This is a genomic window from Crateriforma conspicua, from assembly GCF_007752935.1.
GTDB classification, from domain to species: domain Bacteria; phylum Planctomycetota; class Planctomycetia; order Pirellulales; family Pirellulaceae; genus Crateriforma; species Crateriforma conspicua.
This window is the reverse complement of the sequence record NZ_CP036319.1, coordinates 6,236,409-6,255,506: the sequence shown is the minus strand read 5'-3', so window position 1 is coordinate 6,255,506 and position 19,098 is coordinate 6,236,409. Positions and strand designations below refer to the sequence as shown.

Sequence of the window (19,098 nt, the reverse complement as noted above, 5' to 3'; positions counted from 1 at the left end):
GTTGTGGTTTGCCAGGCGCCTAGGGTGAGCCATAATTCATAAATTTTCTGTCCCTCTGACGACTCGACGCTCGCTGAACTGTCTGTGGGGCCTGGTTCTCGGTTATCCCCGGTCAAACGTGATTGATTTCAGCCCATCTACATCGAACACTCTCGGCCCGCCCGCCATCGCGGTGGTCGGACTGGGATGCCGTTTTCCCGGCGGTGCGAATGATCCGGAGTTGTTCTGGCAGTTGTTGTCCCAGGGGCGTGATGCAATTTCGTCCACTCCGTCGGATCGTTGGAACCTGAGAAAGTTTTTTCAGTCCGGCGAATCGGTGCCCGGGAAAACACAAAGTCGGTGGGGAGGCTTTGTCGACGGGATTCGAGAGTTCGACCCGCAACTGTTCGGCATCTCGCCGCGCGAAGCCGCCGCAATGGACCCGCAACAGCGACTGTTGCTGCAGGCTGCATGGCAGGCGATGGAAGACGCCGGACAACCAATCGAATCGATGGCCGGTTCAAGAACGGCGGTCTTCGTTGGGATCAGCAGCATTGATTACGCCGTCGCGGGACTTAGCTTTCACGATCGATCCGTACTCGGTCCCTACAGCAATACCGGCGCGTCCAGCAGCATCGCCGCCAACCGGGTCAGCTATTGTTTCGACTTGCGTGGACCCAGTGTCGCCGTGGATACGGCCTGTTCGTCGTCCTTAGTGGCGCTGCATTTGGCCTGTCAGGCGATGTGGGACGGACAAGCCGATTCGGCATTGGTCGGTGGCGTCAATGCGCTTCTGCTGCCCGATTTCTATATCGCATTTAGCCAATTGGGTGTGTTGTCCAGCGACGGCCGGTGCAAAACATTTGATGCATCCGCCGACGGTTACGTCCGCAGCGAGGGTGCCGGCATGGTGATGCTGAAGCCTTTGGATGATGCACTGCGCGACGGTGACCAGGTCTATTGTGTCATTCGATCCACCGCGCTGAATCAAGACGGGCATACCGATGGCATGACCGTGCCAAGTCAGCAGGCGCAAATGAATTTGATGCGGCACGCCTATCGGAAATCGGGAATCGATCCGGGGTTGGTCGGCTATGTCGAAGCCCACGGAACGGGAACCGCGGTCGGCGACCCCATCGAAGCTGCCGCAATTGCTGGGGTTATTGGTCGTCATTCTGCGCGAAAACACCCCTGTTATGTCGGCAGTGTGAAGACCAACATCGGCCACTTGGAAGCCGGTGCGGGGATCGCAAGCATCATTAAGGTCGCGCTGTCGATGCGTCACCGAACGATTCCCAAGCTGCTGAACTTCCGCAGTTTGAATCCAGCCATTGATTTAGCCGACGGACAATTGCGTTTGCCGTTGGAGAATCAAGATTGGCCGACCATTGAAGGACGACGGATTGCCGGCATCAATGGATTTGGGTACGGCGGTGCCAACGCACACGTGGTTATCGAAGACTTTGACGTTGGCGAATCGCACCACATAGCGAAGGACCCTGGTCAGCAACAGGTCAATGCATCGGAGTTTGGCCAGCTGGGAGTTCCGTTGCCCATTTCCGGACAATCACCGGTGTCCTTGGCCGAAAACATGGACCGGTGGGGACAATTCTTGATCCAAGACGGCGCGTCATGCCAAATGGACGCCGTATTGGCCACGTCGGTACACCATCGCAATCATTTGCGTCACCGTCATGTTGTTTTCGGTTGCGATACGAATCGCTGGGCGACCGAACTATCGCGCGGCCCGGTCGATACGACTGACGCACAGCGTTCGATCAGCCGAACCGGTCGGCAGGCCGGGATTTTGTTTGCCTGTTGTGGTCAGGGGGCCCAGCACTGGGCGATGGGCCGCCGTTTGTATGCCGCCGGCGGAGCTTTCGCCAAGAAACTACAGCAATGCGATCAGCAGATCGGGCGTCACGGCGAATGGTCGCTCTTGGAAGAGCTTCATCGCGACGAAGCCGATTCACGATTGAATGAAACCAAGATTGCTCAGCCCGCTTTGTTCGCGATCCAAGTGGCGCTGGCATCACAGTGGGAAACGTTGGGGGTCCGACCGTCAGTTTTGGTTGGCCACAGCGTCGGCGAGATTGCTGCGGCTTACCTTTGCGGTGGCCTGTCATTTAACGATGCCTGTCGTGTGGCGTTTCACCGCGGGCGGACCATGGATTTGGCAACGTCGCGCGGCAGCATGATTGCCGCTGGAATCAGTGCCGACGAAGCGGCCGACCGTATTGCCGGGCAACATGATCGTCTTGCGTTGGCGGCTGTGAATGGACCCGAAAGCGTGACGATTTCGGGCGACGATGACGCCGTCGAGTCGTTGGCTTGTCAGTTGGAACGTGCCGGGCGGTTCGTACGTCGACTGGCGGTCGAATACGCGTTCCATAGCCCACAAATGGACCCGGTGCGCGACGAATTGCTGGAATCCCTAGCGTCGATTCAGCCAAAGACGCCGTCGCTGCCAATGGTTTCCACCGTCACCGGCAAGCTCGTGCAGGGACCCGAACTGGATGCAGAATACTGGTGGCAAAACGTCCGTCAAAGCGTTCTGTTTGCCGATGCGATTGATGTTGTGGTTGATCAGGGCGTCGAAGTGGCGCTGGAACTCGGGCCACACCCTGTGCTGTCTTACATGATCAATGAATGCGCTTCGCAGCGCAAGTCAAAGATCCACACCGTCGCATCATTGCGACGTGATGAAGACGAAGTCGATACGATGCGGCGTGCGTTTTGCCAACTGTACGCGGTCGATGCGGCGATCGATTGGGACGCGATTATTCCTTCCAAGACGACGTGGGCCAAGTTGCCGCGGTACGTCATGCAAAAGGAAGACTGCTGGTACGAATCGCATGAGTCGAAAAAGACTCGGTTGCCGGAAGACTATCATCCGCTACTTGGAGATCTGGTCGATGCACCGGAGCCGAGGTGGCAGAATCGTCTGTCGTTGAAGACACATTCCTACCTGGGCGACCACCGGGTGCGGCAATCGGTTCTGTATCCGGCGGCGGCGATGATCGAAAGTGCTCTTTCGGCGATCCGCCAACAGGGGGCTGAGCAGGCTGTACGTCTGAAGGATGTTCGTCTGTTGCGGCCGATGGTGCTGGACGCCGAGCATCCGCAATGGACAGCGGTCGATTTCGATTCGCGTGAAAGTCGGTTGAACTTCTATTCCCGTGCCAGCGCAACGGAACCCTGGCAATCGGTTGCCACGGTGGGGGTCAGCGATGACGATCGTCCCGCCTCATCCAAGCAAGACTTTCAATCCGTTTGGGATCGCTGTGATGAAACGGTGACTCAGTCCCGCTGCTATCGCTATTGCAGCAGGCTGGGCCTGGAATATGGGGCGATGTTCCAAGGTGTGCGTCATGGCCGTCGCCGGTCACATGAGGCCGTCGTTGAAGTTTGCTTGCCAGATGACCTGCTGTCACAGGCCGGTGATTACGTCGTGCATCCGGCGTTACTAGACGCTTGTTTCCACGCCATGGTGGTCGCGGATCAAGATTTTGATCACCACGTCGGAGACCTTTATCTTCCCAGCCGGATGGGTCGGGTTCAGTGGAATTTGCCGGACGCAACCCAGTCGGATGTCGGGTTGTCGGAATTGACCGTTCACGCGCGGATCGTGTCCAAAGATGCCTATCGCATGCTTTGCGAACTGACGATCTGGGATTCGTTCGGCCAACTGGTTGCCGTGATTGAGGATTTCGAAAGCCGAAATGCTTCGGGCGTCGCCGAATCCAAGGGCGTATCCGATCTGCTGTATCGGTACCAATGGCAAACACCGGACACGGAACGGTCCGATGGCATTTCCATGAATGGGCGACGTCGCTACTTGGTGATGGCCGTCGAGACTGGTGTCGCGCAGCATCTGATTCAGCGACAGCGGATGATGGGAATCGACATTGCCGAAGTCCGCGTCGGCCAGACGTTCTCACGCAATCAAAGTTGCTGGACGATTGATCCTTGTGTGCCCGAGCACTGGGATCGGCTGTTGGATGAAGTCGGCATCGAAAGCATCAGCGACGTGTTGCATTTGTGGGCGACCGGTCTGCCAAAGAATCATGAGATTCAAGAAGTCCATGCGGTGCGGCAAACCACTTCGGTCAGTACCGAATCACTGGTGCTGTTTGCCCAAGCATGGGATCGTCGCCCGGAACATGCGGACACCGCCAAACGTGCGGTTTCCGAAACGATCAAGCCGCGGTTGACCATCGTGACCACCGGGGCACAGTCCACCGACGACGAACCGGAAGACGTGCAGTTTTGTCAGACGCCGACGATTGGATTGGGACGCGTGCTGATCAGTGAATTTGGATCGATGTCGACGCGTTTGGTTGATCTTTCCATCGAAGATGAAACGTTGGCGACCGAACAGTTGGTCAAGGAATTGACCACGGACGACGAAGAAGACGAAGTGATGTACCGCGGAACCAGGCGGTTCGTGCGGCGGTATGTTCCCCACACCTCATTGCCACTTCCAAATTCCGCCAAGGGCTCCCGCCGTTCACGTTTGGCGTTGGGCAAGACGGTTGGTATTGGTGATCTGCATTACGTGGCCCAGTATCCAGCCGAATTGGGCGATGGCGATGTCGAGATTGAAGTGTTGGCGACGGGACTGAATTTCAGCGACGTCATGAAGGCGTTGGATCTTTACCCCGGATTGCCCGACGGACCGGTGGTGCTGGGTGCCGAATGTTGCGGGCGCGTCACGCGAGTCGGAAGTTTGGTTGGGGAATTTCAAGTGGGCGACACGGTGGTCGCGATCGCCAAAGGCAGTTTCGCGACGCACGCGGTGGTGGACCAGCGATTGGTTGCCCGAAAGCCACAAGCAACGACTCCGGAACAGGCGGCCTGTTTGCCGATTGCATTTCTGACAGCCAAGTACGCCATCGAACACTGTGCACGTTTGCATCGCGGGGAATCGCTGTTGGTACATTCCGCCAGTGGCGGTGTGGGGTTGGCAGCGATCCAGTTGGCAAAGCAATTGGGGATCCATGTTCATGCCACCGCGGGGAATCCACAGAAGCGAGATCATGTTCGGCGTCTGGGCGTTGCTTCGGTATCCGATTCGCGTTCGTTGCAATTTGCCGACGACGTCCGCCGCGCGACCGATGGCTTCGGCGTTGATGCCGTGTTGAACTCGCTTCCCGGTGAAGCCATCCGGCAAGGTCTGGGATTGCTAAAAACGGGTGGCCGATTCTTGGAGATCGGCAAACGAGACATCTATGGGGACCAGGTGCTGAACCTGACGCCGTTCCGAAACAACTTGGCCTTCTTTGCCATTGATTTGGACCAGTTGTTCACCGAACAACCCGAGATGATGGGCCAAATGTTGCGTGATCTGATGCCCCAGTTTGACGACGGGACATTGCAACCGTTGCCGACGAAGTCATTCAAGGCGAACGAAACACGAGAAGCGTTTCGATGGATGCAAAAAGCAAAGCACATTGGCAAGGTCGCGATCAGCTATGAAGACGCACCGGGTGATGTGTTTCCGGATCAGGGGGTTGCATCGGAGTCGTCCGCCACATCCGCAAACGACCTTTCATTGTTCAATTCCGATCGGACCTACTGGATTGCCGGTGGTCTGGGTGGTTTCGGAATGGAACTGGCACGATGGATGGCGGGGCACGGTGCCGGTCATCTGGTGTTGGGGGGACGATCGGGCAAACTGAGCGATGAACAGGTCGACCAGATTGACGCGATTCGTGCCGCCGGTGCGACAGTAACGCACATTCCAACGGACATCACCGATCCGGTTCAAGTCCGCCGTACGATGGAACGGATTCGCGATGAACTGCCTCCGCTGGCTGGGATCTTTCATACGGCCATGGTCTTGAAGGATCGATTGCTGATCGATTTGGACGCTTCGACTCTGAACGAAGTTTTGAACCCGAAAATCCTGGGTGGATGGAATCTGCACAAGGCATCGCTGGACCGTGAATTGGTTCCGCAAGCGATTGACCATTTCGTGCTGTTTTCATCCTTGTCCAGCATTTTTGGTCATGCCGGCCAAGCCAATTACTCAGCGGCCAATGCCGCTCTGGATGGCTTGGCGATGCATCGCCGATGCAAAGGGTTGCCCGCGTTGGTGATCAACTGGGGGCATGTCGGTGGTGCCGGCTATCTGGCCCAGCGTCAGGAGTTGGGGGATCGATTGGAACGCCAAGGTGTACTGCGCTTTTCGATTGACGAAGCGATGCGTTCACTAGAGGAACTGATTCGCAGCGATTCGATCCAGTGCAGCGTTTTGAAAATGGACTGGTCGTTGTGGCGAGGTTTGGGGCTGACGGACAACGTATCGCCTCGATTCGCCCACTTGATTCGACACGAATCAGGAGCCGCCGACGTCTTTGACGCGGGGGCGTTGCGGCAAGTGGATATGGTCGAACGCCAGTCGAAAATCACTGACCAACTGCGTTCGAAATTGAACGGGTTATTGGGCCTGCGTTCCGATCAGTGGGATGCCGACCGGTCACTGTTGGAGTTAGGCTTGGATTCATTGATGGCCGTCGAGTTGCGAAACTGGATTGAGAGCCGCTTTGAGATTGTGATGCCGATTTCGGATTTGATGAGCGACGCGAATCTGTGTCGAATCACGGCATCGGTTGATCGTCAGTTGATGCAAACACCCGTCACCGAATCTTCCGATGAGGCCGACCATCAGAGCTTGGTTGCTGATTCGGCGACCAGTGACGTCGACCAAGTAAGCCCCGACGATGTCGACCAAATGAGCGAAGAGGAACTGGACCAGTGGTTGTCGCGTGTGGGGGCCGAGGGTGTCCAACAGGCAATCATGGACGAAAGTTCCGTGGATGAAACGCATCCCGGATCAACGGAAACATTGTGACCCGATCGATACCCGATGGAATGGACATGGCGGGTTTGACCGCTGATGAAAAACGCGAACTTCTGAAGCGGATTCTGCAAAAACGGCGTGCTTCGAGTTCGTCGTTCGCAATGTCTGCACAGCAACGCGGCATCTGGCATGCTTATCAGCGTGACCCCGAATCGTCGGCGTACAACGTGTTCTTGCCCGCCCGGATTCGTTCGCCTTTGGATGCGGATGCACTTCGACGGGCGATGCAATTGCTGGTGGATCGTCATCCGGCACTGCGAACCACTTTTCAGGAATCCAACGGACAGTTGCGGCAAACGGTGCAGCCGGCGATGTCACCGGGTTTTGTGTTATGCCCGGCCAAAGGACAGGACGACTCTTGGGTCCGTCGACGAATTCTCACCGACGTAGCGAAGCCATTCGATTTGGCCAATGGACCGCTCTTGCGACTGACGGTGTTTGATCGAACGCCCGAAGACCAAATCGTCTTGGCAACGGCGCATCACATTGTCACGGATTTCTGGTCGCTCGTTCTGTTGATGAACGAATTGCGGACAATCTATCCCGCAATCTTGCACGGCCGGGATCCCGATCTGCCACCGGCAGCGGCCAACTACGGCGACTTTGTTCGCGAGCAAGAGACGCTCTTGCAATCGGATCAGGTCAACCGGCTACACGAATACTGGGCAACGCAGTGTCATGAAGCCGATCACGTGTTGGATTGGCCATTGGATCGTCGGCGTCCGGATCGATTCACCGGACAAGCCGACGTCATTCCAATGCACCTGGATGAAACACTGACACGCCGCTTGCGTGACTTGGCGGTAGGGTGTGGCGCTACGATCAACGCCGTGTTGCTGACGGCGATTGCTGTTTTGATTTATCGATACACCGCCCAAAGTCACTTCTTGCTGGGCAGCCCATTTTCGGGAAGAAGCCAACGCAAATATGAGAAAACCGTCGGCTTGTTCAGCGGTGTTTTGCCGATTCGTGCGGATGTCGATCATGCGTCGACATTCGATGATCTGGTGCGTGCGACGGCACAGCGAATGGTTGCGGCAATGGAACATGAAGCCTATCCGCTATCGGAGATCGTTCGTGACGCGGCACCAATTCGCGATGTCAGTCGATCGCCACTGATGCAAGTGCTTTGCACCTTCGAAAACTCACAAGACCGAAGCGAATCAGGTCGCGCCAAGTTTTTGATGCCTCAGCACGGCCAAGTCGATGTGCGGCACGACGTCGGTGGTATGTTGCAGGAAGCGTTTTCGGTGGACCATCCGACGTGTCATTATGATCTGGAATTCGCGTTTGAATCATCCGGCAAAACGATCGACGGCATGCTTTGTTTTTGTCGTGATTTGTTTGACCGGGCAAGCATGCAGCAAATGGAGATCAATTTTCGAAGTCTGCTGGATCAATTGGTGACGCAGCCCCGGGTGCGACTGTTGCAGGCTCTTGCGGATGCATCGGCGGAATCGGACGACATTGGGATCTTTGGCGACATTGACGTCCAAACGCCTCAGTCGATCCTTCAAGGTTTCGAACAAACATGTGCACAGTTTCCTGATCGAATTGCCATCACATCGGACAACGGTTCATGGTCCTACGGCAAACTGGATTCGATCAGCCGGTCGATCGCGAAAGGTTTGGCCAACCAGGGTGTGGGCCGCGGTGCTGTTGTTCCGATCGTTTGTCGGTCGAACGCGGCGGTGGTGCCGGCGGTGCTTGGCGTTCTGCGTAGCGGGGCTGCGGTGTGCCCATTGGATGCATCGATGGCATCGGTTTCCGCCGATGACCTGGTTGGCCAGACTGGGTGTCGACTGGCGATCGTGGATGCACCGGGGCGTCAATACTTTGAACAGGCTTTGGGACGCGTGGAGCAGTTGGAAGTCTGGGACTTGGAAGAAGCGATCTCGACGACTGAATCGTCTGGCGATCGCTTGCCCGCAATCGCCGGCGACGACTTGGCTTATGTGATTTACACGTCGGGTTCCACGTCAGGGCCGAAAGGTGTGCAGGTCAGTCATCGGGCGATCGGCAATACACTGGCGTGGCGACGCGCGGCGGTGCCGCTGTCCGCCGATGACGCGGTGCTTGCGTGGATGTCGGTCCAATTCGATGCCGGGTTTGGCGTCATGATGGCAACGTTGGACCAAGGATCACGTTTGGTTTGGCAATCGTCCGCTTTGGACTTGGCATCTGTGGTGCAGGCGGTCGATCGTGACCGGGTGACCGTGTTACCGGGGACTCCGGGAATGGTCGCCGCAGTGTTGGATCGTTTGGATATGGCCCATTGCCAGATCCGACAGGTTTGGTCGGGCGGCGAGGATTTGACGGACGACTTGGTACAGCAAGTCGCAAAGATTCCCGATGCCGAACTTTGGAATTTCTACGGTCCCACCGAAACGGCTGTGGAAGCGACGGCCTACCGTGTCGACTTTCAAGCAGATGTTCGGCGTCCCATACCGATCGGGCGTCCAGTCGCCAACAGTCGCGTGGTGGTGGTCGACGAAGCGGGACAGGGCGTTCCCGACGGCATTCCAGGCCAGATCGTCATCGTGGGCCCGGGACTGGCGGACGGTTACTTGGACGACGATGCGTTGACCGATCAGCGATTCGTCTGTTGGTCAATGAACCGTGTTCATCAGCAAGGGCCGGATCAATCGACCGATACCACACGGGCGTATTTGACCGGCGATCGAGGCTGGATCAACGCGCAGGGGCAATTGATGTTTTTGGGGCGTATCGATGATCAAGCCAAGCTTCGCGGTTATCGGGTCGATTTGTCGGAAGTGCAGCGAGCGTACCAGCAGATGGACGCCGTCCAGGATGCCGCCGCATGCATTGTCGGAACCGGCAGCGAGGCTCGTTTGCACATCTTTGTGGTGACTGAATCGGCTTCCGACTTGGTCGGAAACGCGGAACGTTTGGCAAAGTACAAACGTCCCGACCAAGTGCACTGCATCGCGACGATTCCTAGGACGTCGGGTGGCAAGATTAATCGTCGGCGATTGAAACAGATCGCGTTGGAGTCAACGGAACGATCCGAAATCAGTTGCATTGAACCGGAAGGACCGCTGGAGTCTTACCTGGCCGAACAATGGGCGGACGTGCTGCAAACCGATTCCGTAAGCACGTCAGAGAACTTCTTTGATCTTGGCGGTAGTTCTCTGTTGGCTGCGACGCTGACCTCGCGACTTAGCGATGAACTTGGCGTCCGCGTTCCGCCCGCGTTGGTGTTTGATCTTGCCGACATTCGGACGATGAGCGAACGACTGCTTGACCTTTATCCGAGCCAACTGGAGGCAAGGTTTGGCGTCGATGTTTTTCGAAAAAACACGGCAGCGAACGGTCGTGATCAAGCCGGCGTTGGTTCCGATCCATTGATTGCCGCTTGGAAACCTAGCGGCAACCGAACCCCCTTGTTCCTAGTCCACCCGCCGGGTGGAATCGTGGTCTGTTATCGAGACCTGGCATCAGCGGTGCATCCGGACCAGCCACTGTATGCAGTTCGTTCACGGGGACTGCACGGAGATGAGCGTTTGCCGGCGACTGTTGTTGAGATGGCGGATGAGTACGCGGCGGCAATCGATCGGACGTGTCCCGACGGCATGGTTTCGGTCGGTGGATGGTCGTTGGGCGGCATCTTTGCGGTGGAATTGACACGCCAGTTGATGCGGCGGGGAAGACGGGTTCAGCGTCTTTGGTTGTTCGACACCACCTTGGACGCCGCGGCGTCCGATCCATCAGCGAGTTCGAATTCGCCGGCCCAGATTGGTCGTGAATATGGATTGGACATGACGCTGCAAGATCTGAGTGAATTGGCACCAGAGGAACAACTGCCGTTTTTGTGGGATCATGCGAAAAAGCTTGGTGTGTTGCGGGACGATGCACCGGAGGGTGTGGTGCGACAGACCCTGCAAGACCTGCAGCGGCTGTTTCATCATCACGTGCAGTTGGCTTCCGGCTATGTGATGGATCCAATCGATGTGCCCGTCACCCTGGTGCGACCACGGGACGTTCCGGTGAAATCGGTTGGTCCGGAAGACCGCGGATGGTCGGCTTGGACGGATTCACTGGACGTTTTGTGGGTCCCGGGGCATCACCACAGCATGCTTTCGATGCCTCACGTGGCGACTTGGGCGGCCAATGATCTGGGATGTCAGTGACCGGGGCCGCTAGAGACATCGACTGTCGGGCTAGTTGCTGAAGATTTTCCCGTCACACAGTCGGATTTGTCGATCGGCTCGCTCGGCCAAAGTTTCGTCATGAGTGACCACTACAAGGGTGGCGGCTGAATCGTGGCAGATCGTTTCCAAGATGTCCATGATCGCGCGCCCCCCCTGTGAATCCAGGGCGCCTGTCGGTTCATCGGCCAGGACCAAACTTGGGCCGTTGGCCAAAGCACGGCAGATGGCCACACGTTGACGTTGGCCGTTGGACAATTGCGCGGGGCGGTGATTCAACCGATCCGACAATCCGACCGAATCCAGCAGGGCTTTTGCGCGGGCGACGCGGGCCGACGGGGCAAGTTTACCCGGCAGCATCGGCAACTGGACGTTTTCGATGGCGGTCAGGTTGGGCACCAAATGAAACGATTGAAAGACGAAGCCAATCTTTTCGGACCGCAATTGGTCCAGGTTCATCGATGGATCGACACAATGGCCATCGAAATAGACTCGGCCCGAGGTGGGTCGATCCAAAATTCCGATCATGTTCAGCAGGGTCGATTTGCCACAGCCGCTGGGGCCCACGATCGAAACAAATTCACCTTTGGCGATCTGCAGGCTGACGTCATCCAATGCTTTGACATCACCATCCGCATAATGCTTGCTGACGTCGCGGATTTCCACGATGTTAGTATCAGTAGGATCGGGGGTTGTTTGATTCAAAGGAGTTCCCACGGTGAACCGATGGAGTGACGGCTTCAGGCCAAACCCGAAGACGCTGATTTCAGATATATGGTCCAGTCGAATTCGGACGAATCGCAGACGGACAAAGACACCCAGATCGGGCTTTTTGAGCACGGTGCTGATAGTGTCCTGTGTTTTTACCACGTTTGTCGTTTCACAAGGACCGATGCTTCATGCGGCACCCCTTTCGCGTTTGCCGCCCGGTTTGGTTGTGCCTGAACCACCGCCGGATGTCGAGCCTGGCGAGGTATCGAGCGGGCAATCGGACGATGCGTCGCTAACCGGCACTTGGAACCGTGTGCTGCTGGTTGCCGAGCCACGGATTGCTGCCGGCGATGTCAATTTGGTCAGTCCCGCGATCCGAGATGCCGCGTCGCAATTTCGTTTGACGCTGATGGCAAAAGTGGTCCAGGAAGATGAAGACCAACGATTTCATTTGCACGGTGTGGGAATCGGGTACAGCTATCCGATCAACGGCCGGCTGACGGTCATCGACGGAGATAGCGCATCACGTTTGGGAGCATCCTTGGGGTTCATCGAAGGGCAAGTCTTAAGCGAGAACGAAAGCCACCTGACTGAGACCCGAGTGGTGGTTCACACGTCCACCTTGATGATCTTTGATGTGCCGGCAATCTATCATCGTTTCGGCAAGCACTTGGAACTGCTTTCCAGGCATCTGGTTTGGATCGACCGATCCACCGGTAAAACGATGATGGCCAACTGGTTGATGTCCGGCGATGATCAGCAGGGCGATTATCGCAACATGAAAGAACCAATCCGGCTGGTGCCCGGTGGGACGCGTGAGGATCGTGTCATTCATGTGGACCAAGATCATTTCTTCTTGGGCATCCCCAGCCGCCGTGGATTCGCACTGGTGAACCTGCCGCCTGGAATTGACCTGTCGTGGAACGCATCGTTGTCGGATTTTGCGGTCAGGCGACAGTACGATGGAACGACACTGGCCCGATTGGTGACACACTTGAATCGAAAGATTGCGGAACAGACCCAGGATTCATCGTCACCGAATCAAAGTGATGCCGACTAGAAGGAGGCATCCGGCAACTTGGCCGCTGCACGCAGTGTTGAAATGAATCGCTCGCGATCGCGAGGCGATACGATGTAGCGGCGGTTTCGGGTTTTGATCTCCACACGACGCAGTGACAGCGCCGGACCACTGAGTAGCGTGCTGGTCGGACGCAGGTCAGTGATCTCATTGACCGGGACGTGGAAGACGATCAATCCGCAACGTATCGCCAGCGTGTCATCGGACAATGTGTAGCGACACGGCAACATGAACAGCAGTGTCAGGAGCAACGCTCCGGCGCCGGCCAGAAATAACATCGCCGCATCGTTCGGATTCCCATGCAGCCAAGTGTGAATGCCTGCGGCCGTCGCGATGAAGGGACCGGCTGTGACGACTAGAATGAGCCATCGGTCGATTGCCGAGGGGAACACTTCGGGGTGTCGGTGGGGAAGACTGGATTCCGGCATACGGTGGACACCAAAACGAAAACGGTGAAGGCTGTCGGCGTGAAGGATCATTAATCTTTCGAATCATAAATACGTCGCTGCACCGTCGTTAGACCCCGTGCGTGGATGCGGGGGATCAAAGATCGGTCGCGTGGCCGTGCCAATCCCCTCGAAGCTGGATGCAAACCGAAAACTGATGAGCACCGATTCGACGATCTCCGTGACCGGTTGGCGTCCGTGGCAGGCCTGGAACTTGAACCGCAATCCGTTCGGAGAACTGACGCGGTCGGAGCGAGCGGAATTGGCTGTTTTGCTGGACGATCTCGAACGACAGCCGATGCCGAGTGACTTTCAAGCATGGCAGTTCATCGGAAAATGCGGGCGTGGCAAGACCAGCCAGATGCTTGGGTTGCATCGCCGTTGGTCGGACTCCGCCTACGTTTACATGCCCGTGGATGGACCTTGTCCCGGCATTCCCGTGGCACGCCCGCTTTTGATCGACGAGTTCCAACGGGTCCCGCGTCGAATCCGGACTCAGGTGATTTGTTCGGGATTGCCTTTGGTGTTGGGAACGCATCGCGACATGTCACGATCGCTGCGCGGTGCAGGATATCGGGTACGCACGATTCGATTGGGACATCAGAATACCGCGGATCACTTGTGCAAAATATTGAACCGGCGGATCGAACACTGTCGACTGTTTGAGGGGCCGGTTCCCAAGATCCGTCGCCGTACCGCCGAAGACCTGATTCAACGATTCGGTTCTGATGTACGCGCGATCGAAAGTCATTTGTACGAATGGACCCAAGCACGAGCATTCTTACCGAGACCCACAGACCATGGCGAAATGCAATTTGACGGTGATTTTGGATGATCCCGATCGAATCTATTACGCCGGCGACACGGTTGCGGGGCGTGTGCGCGTGGACGTCGATGCGGAGGTGCGTTGCAACGCATTGCAGATTCGGTCGGGGTGGCGGACCGAAGGCCGAGGCAACGTATCGCGAGGTGAAACGGAATCTGTTGTTGCCTTCAGCGGAACTTGGGAAGCGGGACAAACACTGGAGTATCCGTTTGAACTAGCGGTGGCAGGTTGGCCGCCGACGTATCACGGTCACTACTTGACGGTGAATCATGCCGTGGATGCACAGGCAAAAATCTCTTGGGCGTTCGATCCAAAGGCTTCCTGCCAGTACCGCGTCGCCGCATCGGGAGCGCCGGAGAGCGCCGAAGTCAAACCTACGGCTCACAAAGTCGGTGGTTGGATCGCCGGGTTGGTGGCGGTCGTCTTCTTTGCGTTTTTGGCATTTGTGTTTGTCGTTTTGATTGCCAACCCGGTGATTCTGGCGATTGTTTTAGTCTTCGCGATGGTCGCCGGGACGTTCTACTTCGTACGGCACGTGATGCCACGCATGGTGCTGGGTGAAGTGGATTGCGTGTTGGATTCGCCTGTGGCGACGCCGGGATCGCCGATCGCCGGAAATCTGCATTTGTCTCCCAAGAAGGCGGTTCTGCTGGATGCTGTCACAGCGGAACTGACCGGGCAAGAAGTCTGTGTCAGCGGCAGCGGCAGTAACAAGAAGACGCACAAACACACGCTGCGGACTCATTCCGAAACGCTACGGCAATCCATCAAAGTCTTACCGGGCGTGCGGACATCGATTCCGTTTGAATTCCAGTTGCCGTCGACCGATGCGTACACACTGAAACTGGGTGACAATCAAATTCGGTGGGCGCTTTCGATACGGATCGTCATTCCACGCTGGCCCGATTGGCGACATAGCGAGGCAATCCACGTGGTCCCACCGCAACGGTCCGATGCCGCGGACGGTGCCGTCGATCCGGGGGCGTCGGTGTCGACGCCGCGCGTGGCAGGCGATTCGCCTGAGGATGAAATCACTTTCGATGAAACAGCGTCCCATTTTTACGCCGCGCGCCGCGATCGAGAGCGTCTTGATTTGTTGCTGGAAGCTGTTTCCGGGATGACGTTTCCCATGGAAGTCATCGTGGAACGACGTTTGTTGTACAGCGGTGACGATGGGCAACTGGGTTACCCCGACGGCCATGCGGTGTGGGCCAGGTTCGTCGATCCGCCGTTGCCCATGACGTTGTATGTGCCCGGTGAACTGGCCGATGAATTCGAACAGGTGGGGAATCGGCGATGGCAGGGGCGGGCCAAGGTGGTCGGCTGGGATTTCGATCACCGCCGCTTGGCAGTGCGGCTGGAACGGCCGAGCTAGAAAGGACGCTGCAACACCGCCGACGTCGAAGGGCGTAGGCTAAAGGCGGGACGAATCGTCGCAGCTTGGCGAAACTGGGCGGGAATCGCCGACTTCTGCGATTGATCCACTGTCGGGCGAATCCTTATGCCAACAAAATGGATCCATTGGTTCCGTTGCTTTTCATTTTTCATCATCCCCACGATTCGATGTTTCCAATTGTTGAAGCTCGTTTCTTGGCGCCCGACGTCAAGTTGTTTCGCATCCAAGCACCGCGTATCGCGCGCAAGCGACGCGCCGGTCAGTTTGTGATCATTCGCATCGACGAGCACGGCGAACGCATTCCACTGACGATTGCCGACAGCGATCAGGACGGGAACATCACGATCATCGTCCAGGGGGTCGGGAAAACGACTCGGTGGTTGAACACGCTTGAATCGGGGGATGCGATCCGCGACGTCGTTGGGCCGCTGGGTGAACCATCGGAAGTGGAATCCTTCGGCACGGTCGTGGTGATCGGCGGCGGTGTCGGAACCGCAATCGCCTACCCGACCGCGGTCGCCATGAAGCAGGCGGGCAATCGGGTGATCAGCATCATCGGGGCCAGGGATCACGAACGCTTAATCCTGCAAGACGCGATGCAACAAACCAGTGACCAATTGCACGTGATGACCGACGACGGATCGGCGGGCACCCAGGGATTCGTTACCGATGCGTTGGACCAAATGATACAGTCGGGCGTCGTCGTGGATCGTGTGTTGGCGATCGGGCCGGTTCCCATGATGCGTGCCGTATCGGCCGTTACGAAACCGCACCAGATTCCCACCATTGTCAGTTTGAATCCGATCATGGTCGACGGAACCGGGATGTGTGGTGGTTGTCGCGTTCTGGTCGGCGGACGCGCAAGGTTTGCCTGCGTCGATGGCCCCGAGTTTGATGCGCACGAAGTCGATTTTGATGTTCTGATGAAACGCAACAATTTGTATCGCGACCAGGAAGCCGAAGCGTTGCGTGAATTCGATGAACATCCACCCGAATCCGTCACGCGATCCTGCCAGTTGCAACATCACCATCCGGAAGTCGGGCCCCGCTCAGGCGATGACAGCCGAAGCGACGTGCCGGTGACATCACCGGAAAACTCTTGACGGCTTCATTGAAGACCTACCGAATGCAGTTGACATTCATACTGCGAATCAATGGCCGTCCCCAACATTTCCCACTGATATTCATTTCAAACTGATCTGTCATGGCTGAACCACTGCCGCCCAAAGAGCGAGTCAAGATTCCTCGACAGGCGATGCCGGAACAAGATGCCGACGCACGGGCACGCAACTTCGACGAAGTCAATTTGGGATTGGAAGTGGTGGCGGCCCAATGCGAAGCGCAACGCTGCTTGACCTGTGCCGATCCCAAGTGTGTCAAAGGATGCCCGGTCGGTGTGAAGGTTCGTGATTTTGTCGAATTGGTGTTGGCCGGTGATTTTCTGGGGGCCGCGTCAAAGATCCGCGAAGACAATGTTTTGCCCGCGGTGACCGGACGCGTTTGCCCGCAAGAAAACCAGTGTGAAGGCGCTTGCATCATGGGCAAGCGATTTGATTCCCTGGCGATTGGTAACCTGGAACGCTTCGTCGCGGATTACGAGCGCGAATCTGGTCAGGTCGCTTTGCCCCAACGTGCACCGTTGACCGGAAAGAAGGTGGCAATCGTCGGCAGCGGACCGGCGGGGCTAAGTTGTGCCGGCGACCTGTGTTTGCGCGGACACGACGTCACGGTGTTCGAAGCATTGCACGAAATCGGCGGGGTGCTGCTGTATGGCATTCCCGAGTTTCGATTGCCCAAGGACATTGTGCGTCAAGAAATTGACAACATGAGAGCCATGGGCATTGAGTTTCAAACCAATGTCGTTGTGGGCAAAACCGTCACGATCGACGAACTGATGCAGGAAGAAGGGTTCGATGCCGTCTTCGTTGCCACCGGTGCCGGCTTGCCTCGATTTCTGGACATACCCGGCGAACACTTGGGCGGCGTTTATTCGGCGAACGAGTTTTTGACACGCGTGAATCTGATGAAGGCCTACGATTCATCGCACTATGATTCGCCGATCTATCAATGTCGTGATCGGCACGTCGCGGTGATAGGTGGCGGCAACACGGCGATGGACTCGGTGCGGTCGGCGATGCGATTGGGCGCGGGGAAAGCGTCGATCATCTATCGCCGCAGCATGGATGAAATGCCCGCACGTCAAGAAGAGGTGCATCATGCACAGGATGAAGGCGTGCAGTTTTTGGATCTGCACAATCCGGTGGAATTCATCGGCGACGAACAGGGCATCTTGAAATCTGTGCGTCTGGTGAAGATGGCGTTGGGGGAACCCGATGAATCGGGCCGACGCCGTCCAGTGGCGATCGAAGGCAGCGAGTTTGAAATGCCGCTGGATGTTGCGATCGTGGCCGTTGGAACCGGGGCGAATCCATTGGTTCAATCCACCACGCCCGACATGAAAACCAATCGTTGGGGGTACATTCAAGCCGACGAGGAATCTTTACGGACCAGCAAGGTGGGCGTCTTCGCGGGTGGAGACATTGTCAGCGGCGCGGCCACTGTTATTTTGGCCATGGGGGCAGGACGCACCGCGGCCAGTTCCATTGACGAATATCTGCAGACGGGAGTATGGGAGACGGATTCGGCGGCGGCCGAGTCGTGACCGGTCGTTGGCTTGGGGACGCCTACTCAAAGTCGACCGGATTGGCGAAGATGAGGCCAGTGGTTTTTGAAAGCCACGTTGTTTCACCCATTCTTCCCCCCATACGTTGCATCCATGGTCGCACCACGCGTTCTCGTCTTGCGGGCTCCCGGAACCAATTGTGATGAGGAAACCGCGTTTGCGTTCGAGCAGGCCGGGGCGGTCGCCGAACGCGTTCACGTCAATCGATTGATGGAGAACCCGGCATTGCGGGACCGCTATCAGATTTTCTGCCTGCCGGGTGGATTCAGCTACGGCGATGATGTGGCGGCCGGACGGATTTTGGCCAGCCGTCTGCAGCAGCATCTAAGCGACTGGGTCGACGCATTTGTGCACGGTGATGGTGATCGCTTGGTCTTGGGGATCTGCAATGGGATGCAGGTGTTGATGCGACTGGGGGTGCTGACCGCCGATGTCCACGATGACGCCGATGCGAATCCAGATGTCCCGGCCACGTTGACCTGGAATGATCACGGTCGGTTCGAAGATCGATGGGTTCATCTGGCTGTCGACGAAACCCCCTGTGTTTTCTTGAAAGACATCCAGCACATGTATTTGCCAATGGCTCATGCCGAGGGCAAGTTTGTGGCTGCCGACGATGACGTATTGCAAGCGTTGAAACAGCAGGGGCGATTGGCCATTCGGTACTGCCAAGACGAGCAGAACATGATCGTCGATTCGCCGTTGCCGTTTCCCGCCAATCCGAACGGTTCAGATGCCAACGTGGCCGGCGTCTGTGACCGAACCGGCCGTGTGTTCGGGTTGATGCCCCATCCCGAACGACACCTGGATCCTACGCATCACCCCAGTTGGACACGTCGGGAACAACAACCCGATGAAGGTGACGGGATGAAGATGTTTCGCAATGCCGTCGATTGGTTCAAGTAGCGGGCGATTCGAATTGCAACGGATCCACGCCGAACTTGG

At 57.0% G+C, this 19,098-nt stretch carries 10 protein-coding genes; 8 read left to right on the top strand and 2 right to left on the bottom strand.

The window, feature by feature from the left end:
• Positions 1-118: 118 nt before the first annotated feature.
• Both Mal65_RS22870 and Mal65_RS22865 read left to right on the top strand, forming a co-directional pair.
• The gene (locus Mal65_RS22870; protein WP_145303100.1) at positions 119-6,835 is read left to right on the top strand and encodes a type I polyketide synthase; all 6,717 of its coding nucleotides are present in this window, start codon (positions 119-121) and stop codon (positions 6,833-6,835) included.
• A complete protein-coding gene (locus tag Mal65_RS22865) occupies positions 6,832-10,995 on the top strand; it encodes a non-ribosomal peptide synthetase (protein ID WP_145303097.1) in 4,164 nt (1,387 codons plus the stop codon). Before Mal65_RS22870 ends, Mal65_RS22865 begins: the two co-directional genes overlap by 4 nt.
• Positions 10,996-11,025: 30 nt before the next feature.
• Here Mal65_RS22865 and Mal65_RS22860 read toward each other — a convergent pair whose 3' ends face one another.
• The gene (locus tag Mal65_RS22860; protein ID WP_390621985.1) at positions 11,026-11,718 is read right to left on the bottom strand and encodes an ABC transporter ATP-binding protein; all 693 of its coding nucleotides are present in this window, start codon (positions 11,716-11,718) and stop codon (positions 11,026-11,028) included.
• 187 nt (positions 11,719-11,905) lie between these two features.
• Between Mal65_RS22860 and Mal65_RS22855 the strand changes: the two genes are divergently transcribed.
• Positions 11,906-12,784, top strand: a complete 879-nt coding sequence (locus Mal65_RS22855) for a hypothetical protein (protein WP_145303094.1) — start codon at positions 11,906-11,908, stop codon at positions 12,782-12,784.
• Here the strand turns inward: Mal65_RS22855 and Mal65_RS22850 are convergent.
• Positions 12,781-13,281 carry a PH domain-containing protein gene (locus Mal65_RS22850; protein WP_196784387.1) on the bottom strand — a complete coding sequence of 167 codons (501 nt, stop codon included), beginning with the start codon at positions 13,279-13,281 and terminating at the stop codon, positions 12,781-12,783. The genes Mal65_RS22855 and Mal65_RS22850 overlap by 4 nt on opposite strands.
• A 124-nt stretch (positions 13,282-13,405) precedes the next feature.
• Here Mal65_RS22850 and Mal65_RS22845 point away from each other — a divergent pair, with 124 nt between their 5' ends.
• The 5 genes from Mal65_RS22845 (at position 13,406) to Mal65_RS22825 (ending at position 19,059) form a co-directional block, all read left to right on the top strand.
• Positions 13,406-14,083, top strand: coding sequence for a hypothetical protein (locus Mal65_RS22845; RefSeq protein ID WP_145303091.1), 678 nt, complete (start codon positions 13,406-13,408; stop codon positions 14,081-14,083).
• The gene (locus Mal65_RS22840; protein ID WP_165701473.1) at positions 14,049-15,449 is read left to right on the top strand and encodes a sporulation protein; all 1,401 of its coding nucleotides are present in this window, start codon (positions 14,049-14,051) and stop codon (positions 15,447-15,449) included. The genes Mal65_RS22845 and Mal65_RS22840 overlap by 35 nt, the downstream gene beginning before the upstream one ends.
• Positions 15,450-15,637: 188 nt before the next feature.
• The gene (locus Mal65_RS22835; RefSeq protein ID WP_145303086.1) at positions 15,638-16,573 is read left to right on the top strand and encodes a sulfide/dihydroorotate dehydrogenase-like FAD/NAD-binding protein; all 936 of its coding nucleotides are present in this window, start codon (positions 15,638-15,640) and stop codon (positions 16,571-16,573) included.
• Positions 16,574-16,674: 101 nt separating this feature from the next.
• Positions 16,675-18,132, top strand: coding sequence for an NADPH-dependent glutamate synthase (gene gltA / locus Mal65_RS22830; protein WP_145303083.1), 1,458 nt, complete (start codon positions 16,675-16,677; stop codon positions 18,130-18,132).
• 114 nt (positions 18,133-18,246) lie between these two features.
• The gene (locus Mal65_RS22825; protein ID WP_145303080.1) at positions 18,247-19,059 is read left to right on the top strand and encodes a phosphoribosylformylglycinamidine synthase subunit PurQ; all 813 of its coding nucleotides are present in this window, start codon (positions 18,247-18,249) and stop codon (positions 19,057-19,059) included.
• The last annotated feature ends 39 nt before the right edge of the window (positions 19,060-19,098 follow it).